The following is a 17395-nucleotide window of genomic DNA, read 5'->3' on the forward strand; positions in this document are numbered from 1 at the left end:
TCAGAACTCGTTTTGCAGGGCTTTATAGCCGCGCACCAAATCAACGTTGGTGCGCGCCACGTCTTCGGAAAACTCCGAGGCGCTCACGCTCACCGGCGGGAATTGCGAGAGGTCGGTGTTCGGTCCGATACGGGTGGTGGAGGGCACGTAGAACGCGGCGGGCAAGTCGCGGCCGTCGACCACCGAGTTGTGGCGCACCACGCAGCCGTCGCCCACGGCGCAGTTGAACAGCACGCTGTTGAAGCCTATGAACACGCGGTCGCCGACGGTGCAGGGGCCGTGGACGATGGAGCGGTGTGCAATCGAGGTGAACTCTCCGATGGTCACCGCCGCGCCGGATTTGGAGTGGATGACCACGCCGTCCTGAATGTTGGAGTTGGCGCCGATGATGATCGGGTCCATGCCGCCGCTGGCGTCGACTTCGTCGGCGCGGATCACGGCGTAGGGGCCGACGAAAACGTTTTCGCCAATGATGACCTTGCCGCAGATGATGGCGGTCTTGTCGACGTAGGCCGACTCGGCAATCACGGGCAGATCGCCGGACGGGTTTTTGCGGATCATGCTAAGGGCTCCGTAATGATGTGGACGTAGTCGCCGTCGATGGCGTTGTAGAAGCAGGTCGGCCGACCGGTGTGGCAGGCCGGACCTTGCTGGTCGACGATCAGCAAGACCGCGTCGCCGTCGCAATCCAGGCGTGCTTCCACCAGTTGTTGCCAGTGACCGGAGCTTTCGCCCTTGCGCCATAACCGCTGGCGTGAGCGCGACCAGTAGCAGACTTGCCCGGTGCCCAGGGTTTCCTTGAGGGCCTGGCGGTTCATCCAGGCCAGCATTAATACCTCGCCGCTGCCGTGTTGTTGGGCGATGGCGGCGATCAGGCCGTCGCTGTTCCATGGCAGGGCGTCGAGCACGGGTTCGAGGGGAAAGCGGCTGCCGACGGCAGCCCCTTCCAGGTCGAGCATGCTCAGGGTCATGGCTTGCTCAGGGCGGCGCACAAGGTATTGAGGTTGTATTCGAACAGCCCGGTAAAGGTGCTGGCCGGGCCTTCCGCGGCGAGGGCGTCGGAGTACAGCGTGCCGCCGATCTGCGCGCCGCTTTCGTCAGCAATCTGCTTGAGCAGGCGCGAATCCTTTATGTTTTCCATGAACACGGCTTTGACTTTGTCTTTGCGGATCTGGGTGATCAGCGCGGCCACTTCGGCGGCGGACGGCTCGCGTTCGGTAGACAGGCCCTGTGGCGCGAGGAACTCGATGCCGTAAGCCTGGCCCAGGTAACCGAAGGCGTCGTGGGAGGTGACGATGCGACGGTTCCCGGCGGGTAGAGCGCCGAACTTGGTCTTGGCTTCGGCCAGCAGGCGATAGATTTCTTTCAGGTAGGTTTGGCTATTGTGCTGGTAGTCGGCTTTGTTGGCCGGGTCGGCAGCGATCAATGCCTTGGTGATGTTGTTTACATAGATTTCGGCATTGGCCAGGTTGTGCCAGGCGTGCGGGTCGGGGATGGTTTCGCCGTCCTCTTCCATGGTGTGGGAGATCACGCCTTTGCTGGCGGTCACCACTGTGGCTTTGGTTTCGGTGCTGGTCACCAGGCGGTCCAGCCAGGGTTCGAAGCCCAGGCCGTTCTTGATGATCACCTTGGCCTTGAGCAATGCCTTGGCATCGTCGGGAGTGGGCTCGTAGGTATGGGCGTCGGCGTCGGGGCCGACCATGTTGCTGATCTGGATGTGATCACCACCAATCTGGTGAGTGATGTCATCGAGGATGCTGAAGCTGGTAACCACCTGAAGCTTGACGGCGGCCTGGGCCGTCGACAACGACAGGACGAGACTGAACAGCACGAGTAGAGCGCGCATCGGGAAACACCTCATTGGGATGACAGCAAAGGCGGGCGGCGCAGTAAGCCGTGCACCGGACCGAAGACCACGGACAGCAGATACCCGGCGCCGGCCACCAGCACGATGGCCGGGCCGCTGGGCAACGAGTAGTAGAACGACAGCAACAAACCCAGCCACACCGACAGGCATCCCAGCACTGCCGATACCGCGATCAACACCGGCAGACGCCGGCTCCAGAAACGTGAAGCGATGGCCGGCAACATCATCAGGCCCACCACCATCAAGGCGCCGATGGCCTGGAAGCCGATCACCAGGTTCAGCACCACCAGGGTCAGGAACAAGCCGTGGGCCAGCGGGCCGAGGCGGCTGACTGTCTGCAGGAACAACGGGTCGAGGGTGTCCAGCAGCAGCGGTTTGTAGATCACGGCCATGGCGATCAGGCTGAAGCTGGAAACCCACAGCATGCCGGTGAGGGTGGTTTCATCCACGGCCAGGGCGGAGCCAAACAGCAGGTGCAGCAGGTCGAGGCGTTTGCCGGCGATACCGAGGATCAACACGCCCGCGGCCAGGGAGATGGGATAGATGGCGGCGAGGCTGGCGTCTTCGCGCAGGCCGGTGCGGCGAGTGATCCAAGCGGACAGGCCAGCCATGCTCAGGCCCGCGCCGAGGCCGCCGATGGTCAGGGCGGGCAGGCTGAGGCCGGCGAACCAGAAGCCGAGGGCTGCGCCGGGCAGGATGCCGTGGGCGACAGCGTCACCGATCAGGCTCATGCGCCGCAGGATCAGGAACACTCCCAGCGGCGCGGTGCTGCAGGCGAGCACCAAGCCGCCGATGAGGGCGCGGCGCATGAACACGAAGTCGACGAAGGGCAACCACAGGTGGGCGGCGAAATGCATCAGGCCACCTGCATCTGTGGTTGCGGGCGGATCAGCTCTTTGCTCGGGCCGAACACGCAGCCGGTGCTTTTGATCTGCACCACTTGCTGGGTGTGGTGGCGCACGGAGGCGAGGTCATGGCAGACCACGATCAGCGTGCGGCCTTGCTCATGCCAGGCGTGGATGTGTTTCCAGCATAGCGCCTGGCCTTCTTCATCGAGGGCGGCGTGGGGCTCGTCGAGTAGCAGAACGGGCGCTTCGGCCAGGCTCATGCGGGCAAGGAGGGCGCGTTGCAGCTCGCCACCGGACAGTGCCATCAACGGGCGATGCTCAAGGCCGCTGAGGCACCAGTCTTCCAGTACTGCTTCAAGCCGCTGATTGCGCTGTTGCGGGGACAGTTGCGTGCCCCAGAAACCGGCAGCGACCAGTTCCTGCAAGCTGATGGGGAACTGTCGATCCAAGTGTTGCTGCTGGGGCAGAAACGACAGCCCGCCACGGCGTGGAACATCCACCGTGACTTTACCCGCCAGGGGTTTCTGCAGGCCGGCGATGACTTTGAGCAAGCTGCTTTTGCCGGTGCCGTTGGCGCCGATGATGCCGGTGAGGCTGCCTTTTTCCAGGGTAAGGTCGATGGCGGGTGTCAGCGGTTGGCCGGGCGCGCCCCAGCGCAAAGCGGTGCAGGTGATCATGCAGGGTTTCTCGTCCAGCGGCTTTCAGCCACGGCATCGTGCGCGTGCAGGCTTTCGGCATGGACCACTTTCAGGTGGAAGGCTTTGACGGCATCCGAGCGTTTCAAGGCGAGGTTCAGGCGGCGGGCGGCGTCTTCGCAGAACATCAGGTTCTGCCCGTTGGCCAGGGCGAAGGCTTGTTCGTCTGCTCGTTTTACGGCGGTTTGTACGGCGGTGCCCAGGGCGGTTTCGACGGTGTCGATCAACGCTGTGAGAGGCAGTTGCTCGCCTTGCAGCTCGACATGCAACTGCGCACTGCTGCGCTGGCTATGAGGCGTGGCGACGATACCGTTGGCGCTGCCGAGCCAGGTCAATACGTCTTCATGCTGCAAAGGCGAGTTGGCGAAGTCGTCGAGAAATTGTTGCTGAATCAACTGCCTGGCGAGGGCAGCGGAGCAAGGGCACGTTGAGGAATAAGTAACGTCAATTTTTAGTTCCACGTGGAACATCTGGTTTTCCAGACGCGCTTCGATGCTCACCGGGTAGCCTTTCCAGCCGGCCAGCGGGCTGACCAGCGCCGGGCGTTTGAGCAGCAAATCGGTGTGGATGCGCAGGTAGGCGTTATTAGATAAACCTTCATGACTGTCGAGAAAACGCTGCAGTACATTACGCAGAAGTGCAGGCGTAAGCGGCTGCTGGTCGAGCATCTCCAGGGCCAGGTACAGGCGTGACATATGAATGCCACGGGCGGCGCCATCGTCCAGGCTCACACCTGCATCGGCGGTGGCGGTCAGGCGCTGGCCGTCGATGAGGATGGGTAGGGCGATGCCGCACATGCCGACCCAGTCGAGTGGCAAGGCTTGGCGTGAAGCCTGCGCGGCGATATCCGGCAGAGTCAGCGCATTCATGAGCAGGTCCATCGTTGGAAATAAAAAGACATGTTATATTATAACTATTGGGTCGACGATGATTTTTCTGCTCCAGCCTTTTTTCAGTCATGTCGAGTAAGGACGCTCCTTTATTTGCGGTAATTTTTTCATGCACAGACGTCAGCTCCTAAACCTGCTTCTGGCCAGCCCGCTGTTCACCTTGCCGTTTACCGCCCACGCCACGCAGATCAACAACGCCCGCTTGTGGCGCTCGGACGACAAGCTGCGCCTGGTGTTCGACCTCAGCGGTCCGGTCCAATACAAGACGTTTACCCTGAGCGCGCCGGAACGCTTGATCATCGACCTCAGCGGCGCCGGGCTCAGTGGTGATTTCTCTCAGTTGGCGCTGAAGAACAGTGGGATTACTTCGATCCGCTCCGGGCATTTCGGCAAAGGCGATACGCGAATCGTGCTGGATTTGTCCGCCCCAATGCAGCTCAACAGTTTTGTGCTGCCGCCGCAGGACGGGCAGGGTCATCGACTGGTGCTTGATCTGACCAGCGCTACCCAGGCGCCTCGTCAGATCGCTGCCGAACCCGCCCCACGTGTGGATAAGGCCCACCCCAAGCGTGACATCATCGTGGTGGTTGACCCCGGACACGGCGGCAAAGACCCGGGCGCCGTCGGTTCCAAGGGCCAGCGCGAAAAAGATGTGGTGCTGTCGATTGCCCAACTATTGGCCAAGCGCTTGAAACGCGAGAAGGGTTTTGCCGTGAAGTTGGTACGCAACGACGACTTCTTCGTACCGTTGCGCAAACGCGTGGAAATCGCCCGCAAGCACAATGCCGACATGTTTATCTCGGTACATGCAGATGCGGCGCCGAGGGTCACTGCGTCGGGCGCTTCGGTGTATGCCTTGTCCGAAGGCGGCGCGACTTCAGCCACCGCACGCTTCATGGCGCAGCGGGAAAACGGCGCCGACCTGCTCGGCGCCACCAGCCTGCTCAATCTGAAGGACAAGGACCCGATGCTCGCCGGGGTGATCCTGGATATGTCGATGAACGCCACCATCGCGTCCAGCCTGCAACTGGGCAGCTCGATCCTGGGCAGCCTGGAAGGCATCACCAGCCTGCATCAGAAGCGCGTGGAACAAGCCGGATTCGCGGTGCTCAAGTCACCGGACGTGCCGTCGATCCTGGTGGAAACCGGGTTTATTTCCAACGCGCGGGACAGTGCGCGGCTGGTCACCGCGCGTCATCAACAGGCGGTTGCCGATGGCCTGTTTGAAGGCCTGAAAAAATACTTCCAGAAGAACCCACCCATGAACAGCTACATGGCATGGGTGCAGGAGCAGAAGAACGGCCAGGTCTAACAGCCGGTTATACGGCTACAGGTGAATTTGGCGCTGGCGCCACCCGAACTGGAAAACCGGTTGAGGGTGGTCCAGCCCACGCGCCGCGTGTAGCCGACCCACGCCTCACCATCCGACGCCAACCCGGTAAAGAACGTCAGTTGCCCGTAGCGGCTGTTGGTCTGTGCCCAATAGCGTTTGCCGATCACCTCGTACCCGCGCAAATACGTGGTGCTGCCGACCGTCGCCACGCTGTAGGCGTTGCCTAAAGGGTCAACGCAAGCGAGCAGGTTGGCGCTGCGCGTGCAATGGGCCAGCAGGCTCGGCACCTGGGCGCAGACAGGTCCCGCGGCAACCAATAACAGGGCGCACACCAAGCGTTTCATCGGGTTTCTCGAGGTCGGGAAGTATTCAAGCATTGCGCCCTTCGTCGTGGCGAGCAAGAGGGGATTGGCTTATTTGTATTGTTATACTATAACATTAAAAAACAGCCTGACCCGTGAACCGCTCCCCATGACCGAACAAGACCTCCTGGCCCAGCCTTCCGCCAACTACATGAATGAAGCCCAGCAAGGGTTCTTCCGTGAGTTGCTGCTGAGCCAACGCAGTGAATTGCAAACCCGCATTGACGCCGAGTTCCTGGTACTGCGCGAGCAGGAAACCAACAGCGACCCCGCCGATGTCGGCAGCGCCGAAGAACAGCGCCAATGGCAGCTGCGCCTGCTGGAGCGGGAAAAGAAGCTGTTGGACAAGATCGACGACGCCCTCGACTTGCTGGCGCGCGGCGCATACGGCTGGTGCCGTGAAACCGGCGAGCCCATCGGCCTACAGCGCTTGTTGCTGCGTCCTACCGCCACCCTGTGTATCGAAGCCAAAGAACGTGAAGAGCTGCGCGAACGCCACAAACGGGCGATTTGACCGGCCAACCCTGATGAGGAATACCTGATGCCCAATCGTCTCCCCGTTACTGTGTTGTCCGGATTTCTCGGCGCCGGTAAAAGCACGCTGCTCAACTACGTCCTGCGCAACCGCGAAAACCTGCGGGTGGCGGTGATCGTCAACGACATGAGCGAAATCAACATCGACGGCAGCGAAGTCCAGCGCGACGTCACGCTCAACCGCGCCGAAGAAAAACTGGTGGAGATGAGCAACGGCTGCATCTGCTGCACCTTGCGCGAAGACTTGTTGCTTGAAGTGGGAAAACTCGCCAAGGAAGGTCGCTTCGATTACCTGCTGATCGAGTCCACCGGCATCTCCGAACCCTTGCCCGTGGCCGAGACCTTCACCTTCCGCGATGAAAACGAGCAAAGCCTGGCCGACATCGCACGCCTGGACACCATGGTCACCGTGGTCGACGGCATGAACTTCCTGCTCGACTACCAGGCCGCCGAAAGCCTGGCGTCACGTGGTGAAACCCTCGGTGAAGAAGACGAGCGCTCCATCACCGACCTGCTGATCGAGCAGATCGAATTCGCCGACGTGATCCTCATCAGCAAAATCGACTTGATCAGCAGCCGCGAACGCGAAGAGTTGATGGCGATCCTTGAGCGCCTCAATGCCCAGGCTGAAATCATCCCGATGGTCATGGGCGAAGTGCCGCTGAACAAGATCCTCAACACCGGCCGTTTCGACTTTGAACGCGCCTCCCAAGCGCCAGGCTGGTTGCAGGAGCTGCGCGGTGAACATGTGCCGGAAACTGAGGAATACGGCATCGCATCCACCGCTTACCGTGCACGCCGGCCGTTCCATCCCCAGCGTTTTTTTGATTTTATCGACCGTCCCTGGGTCAACGGCAAACTGCTGCGCTCCAAGGGTTTTTTCTGGCTGGCCAGCAAGCACCAGGATGCGGGCAGTTGGTCCCAGGCCGGCGGTTTGATGCGCCATGGTTTTGCCGGACGCTGGTGGCGCTTTGTGCCAAAAAGCCAGTGGCCTCAGGACGAAGACAGCATTGCGGCGATCATGGGCAACTGGCAACTGAGCACCGGTGATTGCCGCCAGGAACTGGTGTTTATCGGGCAGAACATCGACTTCACCCAACTGCGTGCCGAGCTGGACGCGTGTCTGCTCAACGATGAAGAAATGGCCCTGGGCGTCGACGGTTGGCGCCTGCTGGCCGATCCTTTTGGCCCTTGGTATGAGGAGGCAGCCGCCTGATGCTGGCCCCGGTGATTCCCCTGCGTCCCGTGATACGCCAGACCCGTGGCGAAACCCCGCTGGCGCTGTCCGACATCCTGGAAGATGGCGTCAACCTGGCCGTGTGGGAGCGGCAGTTGCCGTTGCACATCGCCGAGTTCGGCGCCTTGCTGGTGGCGCTCAACGAGCCGTTGGCCGATTCCATGGTGATCGAGCTCAACAACGAAGACGCCGTACCCAACTTGCAGGGACTGGCGTCCAGTTGCCGTGATCTTGAAGGCTACGAAGGCTTTATTGCCGACGTGTCGTGGCTGGTCAGCGCATTCGCCTGCTTGCTGGGCGCCAAGCGTATTGGTGTGCGTTTGAGGTTGCTGGATAGGGCGATGTGCCCACGGTTTCACGTCGACCATGTGCCAGTGCGGCTGATCACCACCTATGCCGGGATCGGCAGCCAGTGGTTGCGCGAAGGCGTGATGGACCGGCGCAGGCTGAGCCAGCCGGAGGCCGAACCCAACGAGCGTGTCGAACAGATCCATTGCGGCGAAGTCGCCCTGCTCAAGGGCACCAAATGGCACGGTAATGAGAATTACGGCCTGATCCACCGGTCACCGGCGCTCAAGGCCGATGAGCGCCGATTGATCCTGACACTGGATTGGCTCGCATAACCGCGTAGGATCAAACGCTCTACACGGTCCGAACGATGCCCTTCATGCTGCAGAACATTCCCACCCACGTGATTGCCGGGCCTTTGGGCGCCGGCAAGACCAGCCTCATCAAGCACCTGCTCGCCCAGCGCCCGGCCAACGAGCGCTGGGCCGTGCTGATCAACGAGTTCGGGCAGATCGGCCTGGACGCGGCCTTGCTCACCCAGGATGACGACGGCATTGCCCTGGGCGAAGTCGCCGGAGGCTGTCTGTGTTGTGTGAATGGCGCACCGTTCCAAGTAGGACTGGGTCGTCTGTTACGTAAGGCCAAGCCCGACCGGCTGTTTATCGAACCGTCGGGCCTGGGGCATCCGGCGCAGTTGCTCAAGCAGTTGCGACAGGCGCCATGGCAGGGCGTGCTGGCCGTCCAGCCCTGTGTGCTGGTGCTGGATGCCCAGGCACTGGCCGCGGGAAAACCATTGCCGCCAGCGCAGCAAGAGGCTCTGACAAGTGCAGGGTTGCTGGTGTTGAACAAGGATGAAGGGGTGGACACTGGGCAGCGCCGAGCGATCGAACTGCAGTTGCCCGAATGCCCGCTCTACTGGACTCGCCATGCGCAATTACCCCTGCAACAATTACCCGGCCTGAACGCGCAGGCTTCAGCCGCTGTGGATAACGTCGAACTGCCCGAAGGCCTCGCGCAAATGCCGGCGGTGTGGAGCGATCCCACTCAACCGATCTGCCTGAGTCAGGCCCAAGAGGGTGGTTGGAGTGTCGGCTGGCGCTGGCACCCGAGCCAGCAGTTCGATACCCGCCGCCTCGACCAGTGGCTGACAAGCCTTGAATGGCGCCGCGCCAAACTGGTTATCCACAGCGCCGAAGGATGGGTTTCGACCAACGCGGTGGATAACAGCGAGCTGATTTGGCAGGCCAGCGAGTGGCGGCGCGATTCACGTATCGAATTGATTTTCAGCGAGCCACAGGACCTGGCTGCTTTGCAGGCCGCACTAAAGGCCTGCCGTTACTGACGGTTCTTGGCGTGGTCCTGGCGCCACTGGCTCAGCTCGATCACTTCGGCGCTGGGCAGCGGCGTCTTGATCTCGAACGGGTAGGGCGCCAGTTCGATTTGCGCGCTGTGGGCGCCGAATTGGGTGATGGTCCCCGGATGGCGAGTTTCGCCGGTCACGGTGAATTCAAAGTTGTAGATACGCGCCAGGCGCCGCCGCCCGTTGGCATCTTTCACAAACCCGATACGCTTGAGCGCCACCGCGCCGTCCAGCAGTTCGATGTCGAGTTTGGCGCAATGCTGCTTGACCCGCTCCAGCGCCCGCTCACGCAGGCCGTGGTTGTGCCACACCCAGGCGGCACCGGTCGCCAGCAGCATCAACACGAAGATGTTTCCCAGGGTCAGCATGCGAAAGACTCCAACAAAGTGAGAGCAGCTTAACTGTGTCGCCGGTCTGTCGTACAGGCTGCGTTTAGTCGCATACTGCGCGGCCAGAATTTCAATGGCTTTACGGAAATCCCGCGCATGAAACGCACACCTCATCTGCTTGCGATCCAGTCTCATGTGGTCTTTGGCCACGCCGGAAACAGCGCCGCCGTATTCCCCATGCAGCGGGTCGGGGTGAACGTCTGGCCGTTGAACACGGTGCAGTTTTCCAACCACACCCAGTATGGCCAATGGGCGGGCGAAGTGTTGGCGCCGCAGCAGATTCCGGCGCTGGTGGAAGGCATCGCCGCGATCGGCGAGCTGGGCAACTGCGACGCCGTGCTGTCCGGCTACCTGGGTAGTGCGGACCAGGGCCGGGCGATTCTCAGCGGTGTGGCGCGCATCAAGGCCATTAACCCCAAGGCCCTGTATTTGTGCGACCCGGTGATGGGCCATCCGGAAAAGGGCTGTATCGTGCCCCAGGAAGTCAGCGACTTCCTACTGGACGAAGCCGCCGCCATGGCCGACTTCCTGTGCCCTAACCAGCTGGAGCTGGACAGCTTTGCCGGGCGCAAGCCGCAATCGCTGTTCGATTGCCTGGCCATGGCCAAGGCGCTGCTGGCACGCGGGCCGAAGGCGGTATTGGTTAAGCACCTGGATTACCCCGGCAAGCTGCCGGACGGTTTCGAAATGCTGCTGGTGACCGCCGAGGGCAGTTGGCACCTGCGCCGGCCGCTGCTGGCGTTTCCGCGTCAGCCCGTGGGCGTGGGCGACCTGACCTCGGGGTTGTTCCTGGCGCGGGTACTGTTGGGCGACAGCCTGTTGGCGGCGTTCGAGTTCACGGCCGCAGCGGTGCATGAGGTGCTGCTGGAAACCCAGGCTTGCGCCAGTTATGAACTGGAGCTGGTGCGTGCTCAGGACCGTATCGCCCATCCCCGCGTGCGGTTCGAGGCGACGCCGATCGGCCTGTGATTACGCGTCTGCCTTGATTTCCTGGTAGCGCTTTTCCAGCTCCTGACGAATCTGCCGGCGCTGCTGGGCCTGTACAAAGCGGCGCTTATCTTCGCTGTTCTGCGGCTGCAACGGCGGTACGGCGGCCGGTTTGCGCTGGTCGTCCACGGCCACCATAGTGAAGAAGCAACTGTTGGTGTGGCGCACCGAGCGTTCACGGATGTTTTCGGTCACCACCTTGATGCCCACCTCCATCGAGGTGTTGCCGGTGTAGTTGACCGACGCGAGGAAGGTCACCAGCTCGCCGACATGAATTGGCTCGCGGAAAATCACTTGGTCCACCGACAACGTCACGACATAACGGCCGGCATAACGGCTCGCGCAGGCGTAGGCCACTTCGTCGAGGTACTTGAGCAGGGTGCCGCCGTGGACATTGCCTGAGAAGTTGGCCATGTCAGGGGTCATCAATACCGTCATCGACAGCTGGGCGTTTCCGGGTTCCATAGCACACTCACGGGTTGTAGGCATTGGTTGGGGGGCACCTCTGCGGGTGCTGGAATCTTTGCTGCGCCTTCCTTAACGGGACGCCAGCGGGCGGCTTGCCGTCACGCGCGTACCGATCTGTTTCCATATATTGCACCGGCTTTCTGCCGGAAGTCGCGGTGTTAACCTTCAAAAGCCCGCCTCAGGGCATTTCTTACGATCAATGTCGACTTTTCCTTCCGCTTTGCGACAGTTCAAATGCGCGCGCGGAAGTGGGAAAAGCGCCAGTACCCTCAAGGAGCCCCTCGCCATGCACGCCATCAGCTTTATCCAGGACCTGGCCGTGATCATGCTGGTGGCAGGGGTTGTCACCATCCTGTTTCACCGCCTCAAGCAGCCGGTGGTGCTGGGTTACATCGTCGCCGGATTCATCATCGGCCCCCACACCCCGCCATTCGGCCTGATCCACGACGAAGACACGATCAAGACCCTCGCCGAGTTGGGGGTGATCTTCCTGATGTTCTGCCTGGGTCTGGAATTCAGCCTGCGCAAGCTGTTCAAGGTCGGCGCCACTGCCTTCATCGCGGCCTTTCTGGAAATCATCCTGATGATCTGGATCGGCTACGAGATCGGCCGCTGGTTCGACTGGAACACCATGGACTCGCTGTTCCTCGGCGCGATCCTGGCGATTTCCTCCACCACCATCATCGTCAAGGCGCTCAATGACCTGAAGATGAAGAACCAGCGCTTCGCCCAGCTTATTTTCGGCGTGCTGATTGTCGAGGACATCCTCGGCATCGGCATCATCGCCTTGCTGTCGAGCATCGCCGTCAGCGGCACGGTCAGCTCCGGCGAGGTGTTTTCCACGGTCGGCAAGTTGTCGCTGTTCATGATCGTCGCGCTGGTCATCGGCATTTTGCTGGTGCCGCGTTTGCTGGCCTACGTGGCCAAGTTCGAAAGCAACGAGATGCTGCTGATCACTGTACTGGGACTGTGTTTCGGTTTCTGCCTGCTGGTGGTCAAGCTGGAATACAGCATGGTGCTGGGCGCGTTCCTGATTGGCGCGATCATGGCCGAATCCAAGCAATTGATTAAGATCGAGCGCCTGATCGAGCCGGTTCGCGACATGTTCAGCGCCATCTTCTTCGTGGCCATCGGCTTGATGATCGACCCGCAGATCCTGCTGCAATACGCTTGGCCGATCGCGGTGATCACCGTGGCCGTGGTGCTGGGCAAGATGTTGTCCTGTGGCCTGGGGGCGTTTATCGCCGGCAATGACGGCCGTACCTCACTGCGCGTGGGCATGGGGCTGTCACAGATTGGTGAGTTTTCCTTCATCATCGCGGCGTTGGGGATGACGCTGCAGGTGACCAGCGACTTCCTTTACCCTGTCGCGGTAGCAGTTTCAGCGATTACCACACTGCTCACGCCGTACCTGATTCGTGGTGCCGACCCACTGTCCTTGAAGATTGCGGCGGTCATGCCCAAGCGATTGAGCCGGGTGTTTGGCATGTACGGTGAATGGCTGCGCAGTATCCAGCCCCAGGGCGAAGGCGCGATGCTGGCGTCGATGATCCGCAAGATCATCCTGCAAGTCGGGGTGAATCTGGCGCTGGTGGTGGCGATCTTCTTTGCCGGCAGCTTTTTCGCAGCGCGTATCGGAGGGTATCTGGAGGGCTGGATCAGTGATCCGAGCTGGCAGAAGGCGTTGATCTGGGGTGGGGCGTTGCTGTTGTCGCTGCCGTTTTTGATTGCGGCGTATCGCAAGCTCAAAGCACTGTCGATGCTGTTGGCAGAGATGAGTGTGAAGCCGGAAATGGCCGGGCGGCACACCCAGCGCGTACGAAGGGTGATCGCGGAGCTGATCCCGATCCTGTCGCTGCTGGTGATCTTCCTACTATTGGCAGCCTTGTCGGCCAGTATTCTGCCGACCAACAAGTTGCTGGTGCTGATCGCCGTGGTCACGGCGGCAGTGGCGGCCGTGCTATGGCGGTGGTTCATCCGCGTGCATACGCGGATGCAGGTCGCCTTGTTGGAGACGCTGGATAACCACAAGGACACGCTGTAGGAGCGAGCTTGCTCGCGAAGGTCGTTAACGATAACGCGGGAAACCTGACGTGCAGTGGTGCTCTCGGGTTTCTCGCGAGCAAGCTCGCTCCTACAGGAGGCTCAGCTTTCCAGCCAGACGTCCCGCGCCCAGTGCCACACCGATTCCCAGGTTTCTTCGGTAACGAGTTCTTCTTCGCCGGACCACAGCACCACGGTGCCGTCTTCTTCGACGCAGTAGTAGTCGTCACCGTCCTGGCAGATTGGGATCATGCTGCGATCAACACCGGCATCCCAGGCATTGGCAGCCACGTCGGGCAAGTAGGTATGGGATTGCGGGTCGGTGACGGTCACCGGCTCCAGGCTGCCATACACCACGTCACTGACGGTCAGCAGAAATTCACGAAAGACAAACGGGATATCGATGAACAGTTGTTCCTCGATTTCCACCAATTGGTCTTCGTCAGGCAGCTCCAGCGGAACCGGGACCGGTTCGTTGGCTTCACGCAATTGTTCGATGATTTCTTCCACGGCCGGGATCCTCTTGCTAGATGGCGCGGTTTATAGGGGCGTTTTATACAGTAGCTCGCTATAAGTGCAACCGTGAAATAGAAAACCCCGGAACATGTCCGGGGTTTTTGTTACTGCATGCTTAACCGCATGGGTATCAGCCGTTCTGGCGGATACCGGCGACCAGCCAAGGCTGGTTCTCGCCTTGTGGACGCTCCATGTTCCAGCTTTCGCTGAACACTTCGCCCTGGTCGAAACGCGAGGACTTCGACACACCGCTGAACGTCAGGGTGGCGATGGTCTTGTCGGCGCGGTCATCCACACCTTCCAGCTGGACGCGCAGGTCGTCGATGTAGGTCGACTGGAACGCATCGCCGATCTCGGCACGTTCGCGCTTGAGGAACTCCAGCAATTGCGGGGTCACGAACTCGGCGATCTTGTCCATTTCGTTGGCGTCCCAGTGCTGCTGCAGGGACTGGAAGTGGCTACGGGCCGCTTCGACGAAACGCTCTTCGTTGAACCAGGCCGGCGCGTTGATCACCGGACGGGCTGCAGCAGGCGCTGCCGAACCACCGAAGATCGAACCCATGGCTGGTTTTTGCTCGAACACTTCACGCTGCATCGGCGCGCCGGCTGGAGCCAGGTGCTCCTGCTGCTTGCGGCGACGGGCGGCGATAAAGCGGAAGATCACGAAGGCGATGACCGCGAGGATCAGCATGTCGAAGATCTGCATGCCCTGGAAGCCGCCGCCCATGAACATGGAAGCGAGCAGGCCACCGGCAGCGATACCGGCCAGAGGGCCCAACCAACGCGAAGCACCGCCGGCCTTGGCAGCGGCGCCGGCAGCACCGGCTGCGCCTGCGGTCGCGGCTGCACCGCCCATGCCGCCGGCGGATGGAGCCATTTGGCTGGTCTGGTGAGTCGGTGCTGCACCGGAACTTTTGCCGCCACCGAAGCGTTTGGCGTTGGCGTCGATGCTCATCGTCAGGCCGATGCACAACGCCATGGCGATGCTAAGAAAACGTTTCATAAAGGGAATTCCCATTTGTGGATTGCACGCGCGCCATGTTGCACAGGTGCAGCGGCAGTGGCTAGCGACATAATGTTTCGGGCTTTTGCGTAAGACCGATTCAGAATGGTCTGTAGGACTTATTACAGATATTGGCCCGAGCGGGTGAAAAACAAGGGAGGGGCGCGATTCTTCACCTGTAGGAGCCCGGCTTGCCGGCGATAGCAATCTTAAGGCCGCTATCGCCGGCAAGCCGGCTCCTACAATAAGGGTTCAGTGTTTCAGATGGCTTCGAGCTTCGCGTAGCCCATCATCAGCCACTTGCTGCCTTCGGCGAAGTTCACCTGCACCCGGGCCTGTGCACCCGCGCCTTCGAAGTTGAGGATCACGCCTTCGCCGAACACCGAATGCCTGACCTGCTGGCCAAGGCTGAACTGGGTTTCCGGAATCTCGGAGCCCGCGAACATACTGCTGGAGTTCTGCTGCTGCCCGCCGCCGAACGGGCGGCTGACGCTGTTGGACAGGCGCACTTCCTGGATCAGACCCTTCGGTACTTCACGTACGAAGCGCGACACCTTGTTGTAGGTCTCGCTGCCGTACAGGCGTCGGGTCTCGGCGTAGGTCATCACCAGGTTCTGCATGGCGCGCGTGATGCCCACGTAGGCCAGGCGGCGTTCTTCCTCAAGACGGCCGGGTTCTTCCAGGCTCATCTTGTGCGGGAACAGGCCTTCTTCCATGCCCACCAGGAACACATACGGGAATTCCAGGCCCTTGGCGCTGTGCAAGGTCATCAGCTGGATGCTGTCTTCATGCTCATCCGCCTGGGTATCGCCGGCTTCCAGCGATGCATGGCCGAGGAACGCGGCCAGCGGCGTCAGTTCTTCGTCTTCCTCGGTGTTTTCGAACGCACGGGCGGCGCTCACCAGTTCCTCAAGGTTTTCTACCCGGGCCTGGCCTTTCTCGCCTTTTTCCGCTTCGTGGTAGGCGATGAGCCCGGACTGTTCGATCACGGTCTGGGTCATCAAATGCAGGGGCATTTCGGCGCACTTGGCCGCCAAGTTCTCGATCAGCTCGACAAACACGCCCAAAGCACCGGCTGCGCGGCCGGTCAGGCCTTTATTGACGATAAGCAAGCGCATGGCTTCCCACATCGACACATCGGCATGGCGCGCGTGGTCGCGAATCGCCTCGACGGTTTTCTCACCGATGCCACGCGCCGGGATGTTGATCACCCGTTCCAGCGCCGCATCGTTGCCACGGCCTTCCAGCAAGCGCAGGTAAGCCATGGCGTTCTTGATTTCGGCACGCTCGAAGAAGCGCTGGCCGCCATAGATGCGGTACGGGATGCGTTCGCGCAGCAAGGCTTCTTCCAAGACCCGCGATTGGGCGTTGGAGCGGTACAGGATCGCGATATCACTGCGCGCCAGGCCGGTTTTCAGCGCGCTTTCGATGGTTTCCACCACGTAGCGCGCTTCATCGTGCTCGTTGAACGCCGCGTACAGGTTGATCGCCTCGCCTTCGCCGCCGTCGGTCCACAGCTCTTTGCCCAGGCGCCCGGTGTTGTTGGCGATCAAGGCGTTGGCCGCTTTGAGAATCCCGGCGGTGGAGCGATAGTTCTGTTCCAGACGGATGGTCACCGCGTCCGGGAAGTCTTCGGAATACTGATAGATGTTCTCGATTTTCGCGCCACGCCAGCCGTAGATCGACTGGTCGTCGTCGCCCACCACCATCAGGCTGTCGCCGCCCTTGGCCAGCAGGCGCAACCAGGCGTACTGCACGGCGTTGGTGTCCTGGAACTCGTCCACCAGGATATGGCGGAAGCGTTTCTGGTAATGGGCCAGCAAGCCTGGGTTGTCGCGCCACAGGTCGAGGGCGCGCAACAGCAGTTCGGAGAAGTCGATGACCCCGGCGCGCGCGCAGGCGGCCTCATAGGCTTCATAAATGCTGCGCATGGTGGCGAGGAACAAATCACCGCTGGCCTGGATATGTTGCGGGCGCAGGCCTTCGTCTTTCTGGCCGTTGATGAACCATTGCGCCTGCCGTGCCGGCCAGCGCTGCTCGTCGAGGCCCAACTCGCGGATCACCCGCTTGACCAGGCGTTGCTGGTCATCGCTGTCGAGGATCTGGAAGGTCTGAGCCAGGCCCGCCTCCTGCCAGTGCGCCCGCAACAGGCGGTGCGCCAGGCCGTGGAAGGTGCCTACCCACATGCCGGCCGGGCTGATGCCCATCAACTGCTCAATGCGGTGGCGCATCTCGGCAGCGGCCTTGTTGGTGAAGGTCACGGACAGGATGGAATGCGGGGACGCGTTTTCGACCTGGATCAACCAGGCGATACGGTGCACCAGCACTCGGGTTTTACCGGAGCCAGCACCGGCCAGGACCAACTGACGGCCAACGGGGGCCGCTACGGCCTGGCGTTGGGCATCGTTGAGGGAGTTCAGCAAAAGGGAGAGATCATCGCGCATCGGCGCATTCTAGGGTGCCCGGGTGAGTGGGGCAAATACCAATGCCGGGTGGTCGACGGAAAACCTTCAGGGTGATGACCGGTCGGTCAATGGCCACAGCCCGCGCGGCGTCTCGCTCAAGCCGTCTGGCT

19 protein-coding genes are annotated in these 17395 nt (G+C 61.2%); 7 read left to right on the forward strand and 12 right to left on the reverse strand.

The genetic code is table 11. From position 1 onward, the window contains the following. From HX868_RS27295 to folE2, 6 genes are read right to left on the reverse strand one after another with little or no spacing between them, the layout of a single operon-like run. A complete protein-coding gene (locus HX868_RS27295) occupies nt 1-561 on the reverse strand; it encodes a gamma carbonic anhydrase family protein (protein WP_028618554.1) in 561 nt (186 codons plus the stop codon). Then, complete coding sequence (gene hisI, locus HX868_RS27300) at nt 558-971, reverse strand: phosphoribosyl-AMP cyclohydrolase (RefSeq protein WP_016978685.1); 414 nt, start codon at nt 969-971, stop codon at nt 558-560. Before hisI ends, HX868_RS27295 begins: the two co-directional genes overlap by 4 nt. Next, the gene (locus HX868_RS27305; RefSeq protein WP_177004987.1) at nt 968-1846 is read right to left on the reverse strand and encodes a metal ABC transporter substrate-binding protein; all 879 of its coding nucleotides are present in this window, start codon (nt 1844-1846) and stop codon (nt 968-970) included. The genes hisI and HX868_RS27305 overlap by 4 nt, the downstream gene beginning before the upstream one ends. A gap of 11 nt (nt 1847-1857) precedes the next feature. Beyond that, entirely contained in the window at nt 1858-2724 is an 867-nt protein-coding gene (locus HX868_RS27310; protein WP_177004988.1) for a metal ABC transporter permease, read from the reverse strand. After that, nucleotides 2724-3392 carry a metal ABC transporter ATP-binding protein gene (locus tag HX868_RS27315; RefSeq protein ID WP_177004989.1) on the reverse strand — a complete coding sequence of 223 codons (669 nt, stop codon included), beginning with the start codon at nt 3390-3392 and terminating at the stop codon, nt 2724-2726. The genes HX868_RS27310 and HX868_RS27315 overlap by 1 nt, the downstream gene beginning before the upstream one ends. Next, nucleotides 3389-4279, reverse strand: a complete 891-nt coding sequence (gene folE2 / locus HX868_RS27320; protein WP_177004990.1) for a GTP cyclohydrolase FolE2 — start codon at nt 4277-4279, stop codon at nt 3389-3391. The genes HX868_RS27315 and folE2 overlap by 4 nt, the downstream gene beginning before the upstream one ends. A gap of 130 nt (nt 4280-4409) precedes the next feature. On the opposite strand from folE2, the gene HX868_RS27325 reads away from it, so the two are divergent. Continuing rightward, nucleotides 4410-5612 carry an N-acetylmuramoyl-L-alanine amidase gene (locus HX868_RS27325; RefSeq protein WP_177004991.1) on the forward strand — a complete coding sequence of 401 codons (1203 nt, stop codon included), beginning with the start codon at nt 4410-4412 and terminating at the stop codon, nt 5610-5612. On the opposite strand, the gene HX868_RS27330 is transcribed toward HX868_RS27325, so the two are convergent. After that, nucleotides 5609-5977, reverse strand: coding sequence for a glutamine synthetase (locus tag HX868_RS27330; protein ID WP_177004992.1), 369 nt, complete (start codon nt 5975-5977; stop codon nt 5609-5611). The two genes, HX868_RS27325 and HX868_RS27330, sit on opposite strands and share 4 nt — an antisense overlap. A 127-nt stretch (nt 5978-6104) precedes the next feature. On the opposite strand from HX868_RS27330, the gene dksA reads away from it, so the two are divergent. Genes dksA through HX868_RS27350 form a run of 4 tightly spaced genes read left to right on the forward strand, consistent with a single transcriptional unit; the run spans nt 6105 to nt 9396 of the window. Further along, entirely contained in the window at nt 6105-6509 is a 405-nt protein-coding gene (gene dksA, locus HX868_RS27335) for an RNA polymerase-binding protein DksA (protein WP_177004993.1), read from the forward strand. 27 nt (nt 6510-6536) lie between these two features. Next, complete coding sequence (gene zigA, locus HX868_RS27340; protein ID WP_177004994.1) at nt 6537-7745, forward strand: zinc metallochaperone GTPase ZigA; 1209 nt, start codon at nt 6537-6539, stop codon at nt 7743-7745. Next, nucleotides 7745-8389: a DUF1826 domain-containing protein gene (locus HX868_RS27345; protein ID WP_095014053.1), complete on the forward strand. Its 645-nt coding sequence runs from the start codon at nt 7745-7747 to the stop codon at nt 8387-8389. Before zigA ends, HX868_RS27345 begins: the two co-directional genes overlap by 1 nt. 44 nt (nt 8390-8433) lie before the next feature. Then, nucleotides 8434-9396 (forward strand): CobW family GTP-binding protein, encoded by a 963-nt coding sequence (locus HX868_RS27350; RefSeq protein WP_177004995.1) that lies wholly within the window; start codon nt 8434-8436, stop codon nt 9394-9396. Here HX868_RS27350 and HX868_RS27355 read toward each other — a convergent pair. Next, the gene (locus tag HX868_RS27355; RefSeq protein ID WP_016978674.1) at nt 9390-9782 is read right to left on the reverse strand and encodes a DUF3301 domain-containing protein; all 393 of its coding nucleotides are present in this window, start codon (nt 9780-9782) and stop codon (nt 9390-9392) included. The genes HX868_RS27350 and HX868_RS27355 overlap by 7 nt on opposite strands. A gap of 117 nt (nt 9783-9899) precedes the next feature. Between HX868_RS27355 and pdxY the strand changes: the two genes are divergently transcribed. Then, on the forward strand, nt 9900-10772 hold the full coding sequence (pdxY, locus tag HX868_RS27360; RefSeq protein WP_038845473.1) for a pyridoxal kinase PdxY: 873 nt from the start codon (nt 9900-9902) through the stop codon (nt 10770-10772). On the opposite strand, the gene HX868_RS27365 is transcribed toward pdxY, so the two are convergent. Further along, nucleotides 10773-11255: an acyl-CoA thioesterase gene (locus HX868_RS27365; RefSeq protein WP_016978672.1), complete on the reverse strand. Its 483-nt coding sequence runs from the start codon at nt 11253-11255 to the stop codon at nt 10773-10775. A 289-nt stretch (nt 11256-11544) separates the two neighbouring features. On the opposite strand from HX868_RS27365, the gene HX868_RS27370 reads away from it, so the two are divergent. Continuing rightward, nucleotides 11545-13302, forward strand: coding sequence for a cation:proton antiporter (locus HX868_RS27370; RefSeq protein ID WP_016978671.1), 1758 nt, complete (start codon nt 11545-11547; stop codon nt 13300-13302). 101 nt (nt 13303-13403) lie between these two features. On the opposite strand, the gene HX868_RS27375 is transcribed toward HX868_RS27370, so the two are convergent. From HX868_RS27375 to uvrD, 3 genes are all read right to left on the reverse strand, one after another. Beyond that, nucleotides 13404-13811, reverse strand: a complete 408-nt coding sequence (locus HX868_RS27375) for an SMI1/KNR4 family protein (protein WP_017739032.1) — start codon at nt 13809-13811, stop codon at nt 13404-13406. A gap of 136 nt (nt 13812-13947) precedes the next feature. Beyond that, complete coding sequence (locus tag HX868_RS27380; RefSeq protein ID WP_016978669.1) at nt 13948-14820, reverse strand: Tim44 domain-containing protein; 873 nt, start codon at nt 14818-14820, stop codon at nt 13948-13950. Nucleotides 14821-15080: 260 nt separating this feature from the next. Continuing rightward, nucleotides 15081-17264, reverse strand: a complete 2184-nt coding sequence (uvrD, locus tag HX868_RS27385; RefSeq protein WP_038845478.1) for a DNA helicase II — start codon at nt 17262-17264, stop codon at nt 15081-15083. Nucleotides 17265-17395: the final 131 nt, after the last annotated feature.

Origin of the sequence: Pseudomonas reactans (genome assembly GCF_013385825.1) — a bacterium.
Lineage (GTDB): Bacteria > Pseudomonadota > Gammaproteobacteria > Pseudomonadales > Pseudomonadaceae > Aquipseudomonas > Aquipseudomonas reactans.

Coding starts and splice junctions, on each gene's coding strand:
- HX868_RS27305 (WP_177004987.1), bottom strand. CDS start 1,846: ATGCGCGCTCTACTCGTGCTGTTCAGTCTCGTCCTGTCGTTGTCGACG.
- HX868_RS27345 (WP_095014053.1), top strand. CDS start 7,745: ATGCTGGCCCCGGTGATTCCCCTGCGTCCCGTGATACGCCAGACCCGT.
- dksA (WP_177004993.1), top strand. CDS start 6,105: ATGACCGAACAAGACCTCCTGGCCCAGCCTTCCGCCAACTACATGAAT.
- HX868_RS27315 (WP_177004989.1), bottom strand. CDS start 3,392: ATGATCACCTGCACCGCTTTGCGCTGGGGCGCGCCCGGCCAACCGCTG.
- HX868_RS27310 (WP_177004988.1), bottom strand. CDS start 2,724: ATGCATTTCGCCGCCCACCTGTGGTTGCCCTTCGTCGACTTCGTGTTC.
- HX868_RS27365 (WP_016978672.1), bottom strand. CDS start 11,255: ATGGAACCCGGAAACGCCCAGCTGTCGATGACGGTATTGATGACCCCT.
- HX868_RS27325 (WP_177004991.1), top strand. CDS start 4,410: ATGCACAGACGTCAGCTCCTAAACCTGCTTCTGGCCAGCCCGCTGTTC.
- HX868_RS27330 (WP_177004992.1), bottom strand. CDS start 5,977: ATGAAACGCTTGGTGTGCGCCCTGTTATTGGTTGCCGCGGGACCTGTC.
- uvrD (WP_038845478.1), bottom strand. CDS start 17,264: ATGCGCGATGATCTCTCCCTTTTGCTGAACTCCCTCAACGATGCCCAA.
- pdxY (WP_038845473.1), top strand. CDS start 9,900: ATGAAACGCACACCTCATCTGCTTGCGATCCAGTCTCATGTGGTCTTT.
- HX868_RS27380 (WP_016978669.1), bottom strand. CDS start 14,820: ATGAAACGTTTTCTTAGCATCGCCATGGCGTTGTGCATCGGCCTGACG.
- folE2 (WP_177004990.1), bottom strand. CDS start 4,279: ATGAATGCGCTGACTCTGCCGGATATCGCCGCGCAGGCTTCACGCCAA.
- HX868_RS27350 (WP_177004995.1), top strand. CDS start 8,434: ATGCTGCAGAACATTCCCACCCACGTGATTGCCGGGCCTTTGGGCGCC.
- HX868_RS27370 (WP_016978671.1), top strand. CDS start 11,545: ATGCACGCCATCAGCTTTATCCAGGACCTGGCCGTGATCATGCTGGTG.
- HX868_RS27295 (WP_028618554.1), bottom strand. CDS start 561: ATGATCCGCAAAAACCCGTCCGGCGATCTGCCCGTGATTGCCGAGTCG.
- HX868_RS27355 (WP_016978674.1), bottom strand. CDS start 9,782: ATGCTGACCCTGGGAAACATCTTCGTGTTGATGCTGCTGGCGACCGGT.
- hisI (WP_016978685.1), bottom strand. CDS start 971: ATGACCCTGAGCATGCTCGACCTGGAAGGGGCTGCCGTCGGCAGCCGC.
- zigA (WP_177004994.1), top strand. CDS start 6,537: ATGCCCAATCGTCTCCCCGTTACTGTGTTGTCCGGATTTCTCGGCGCC.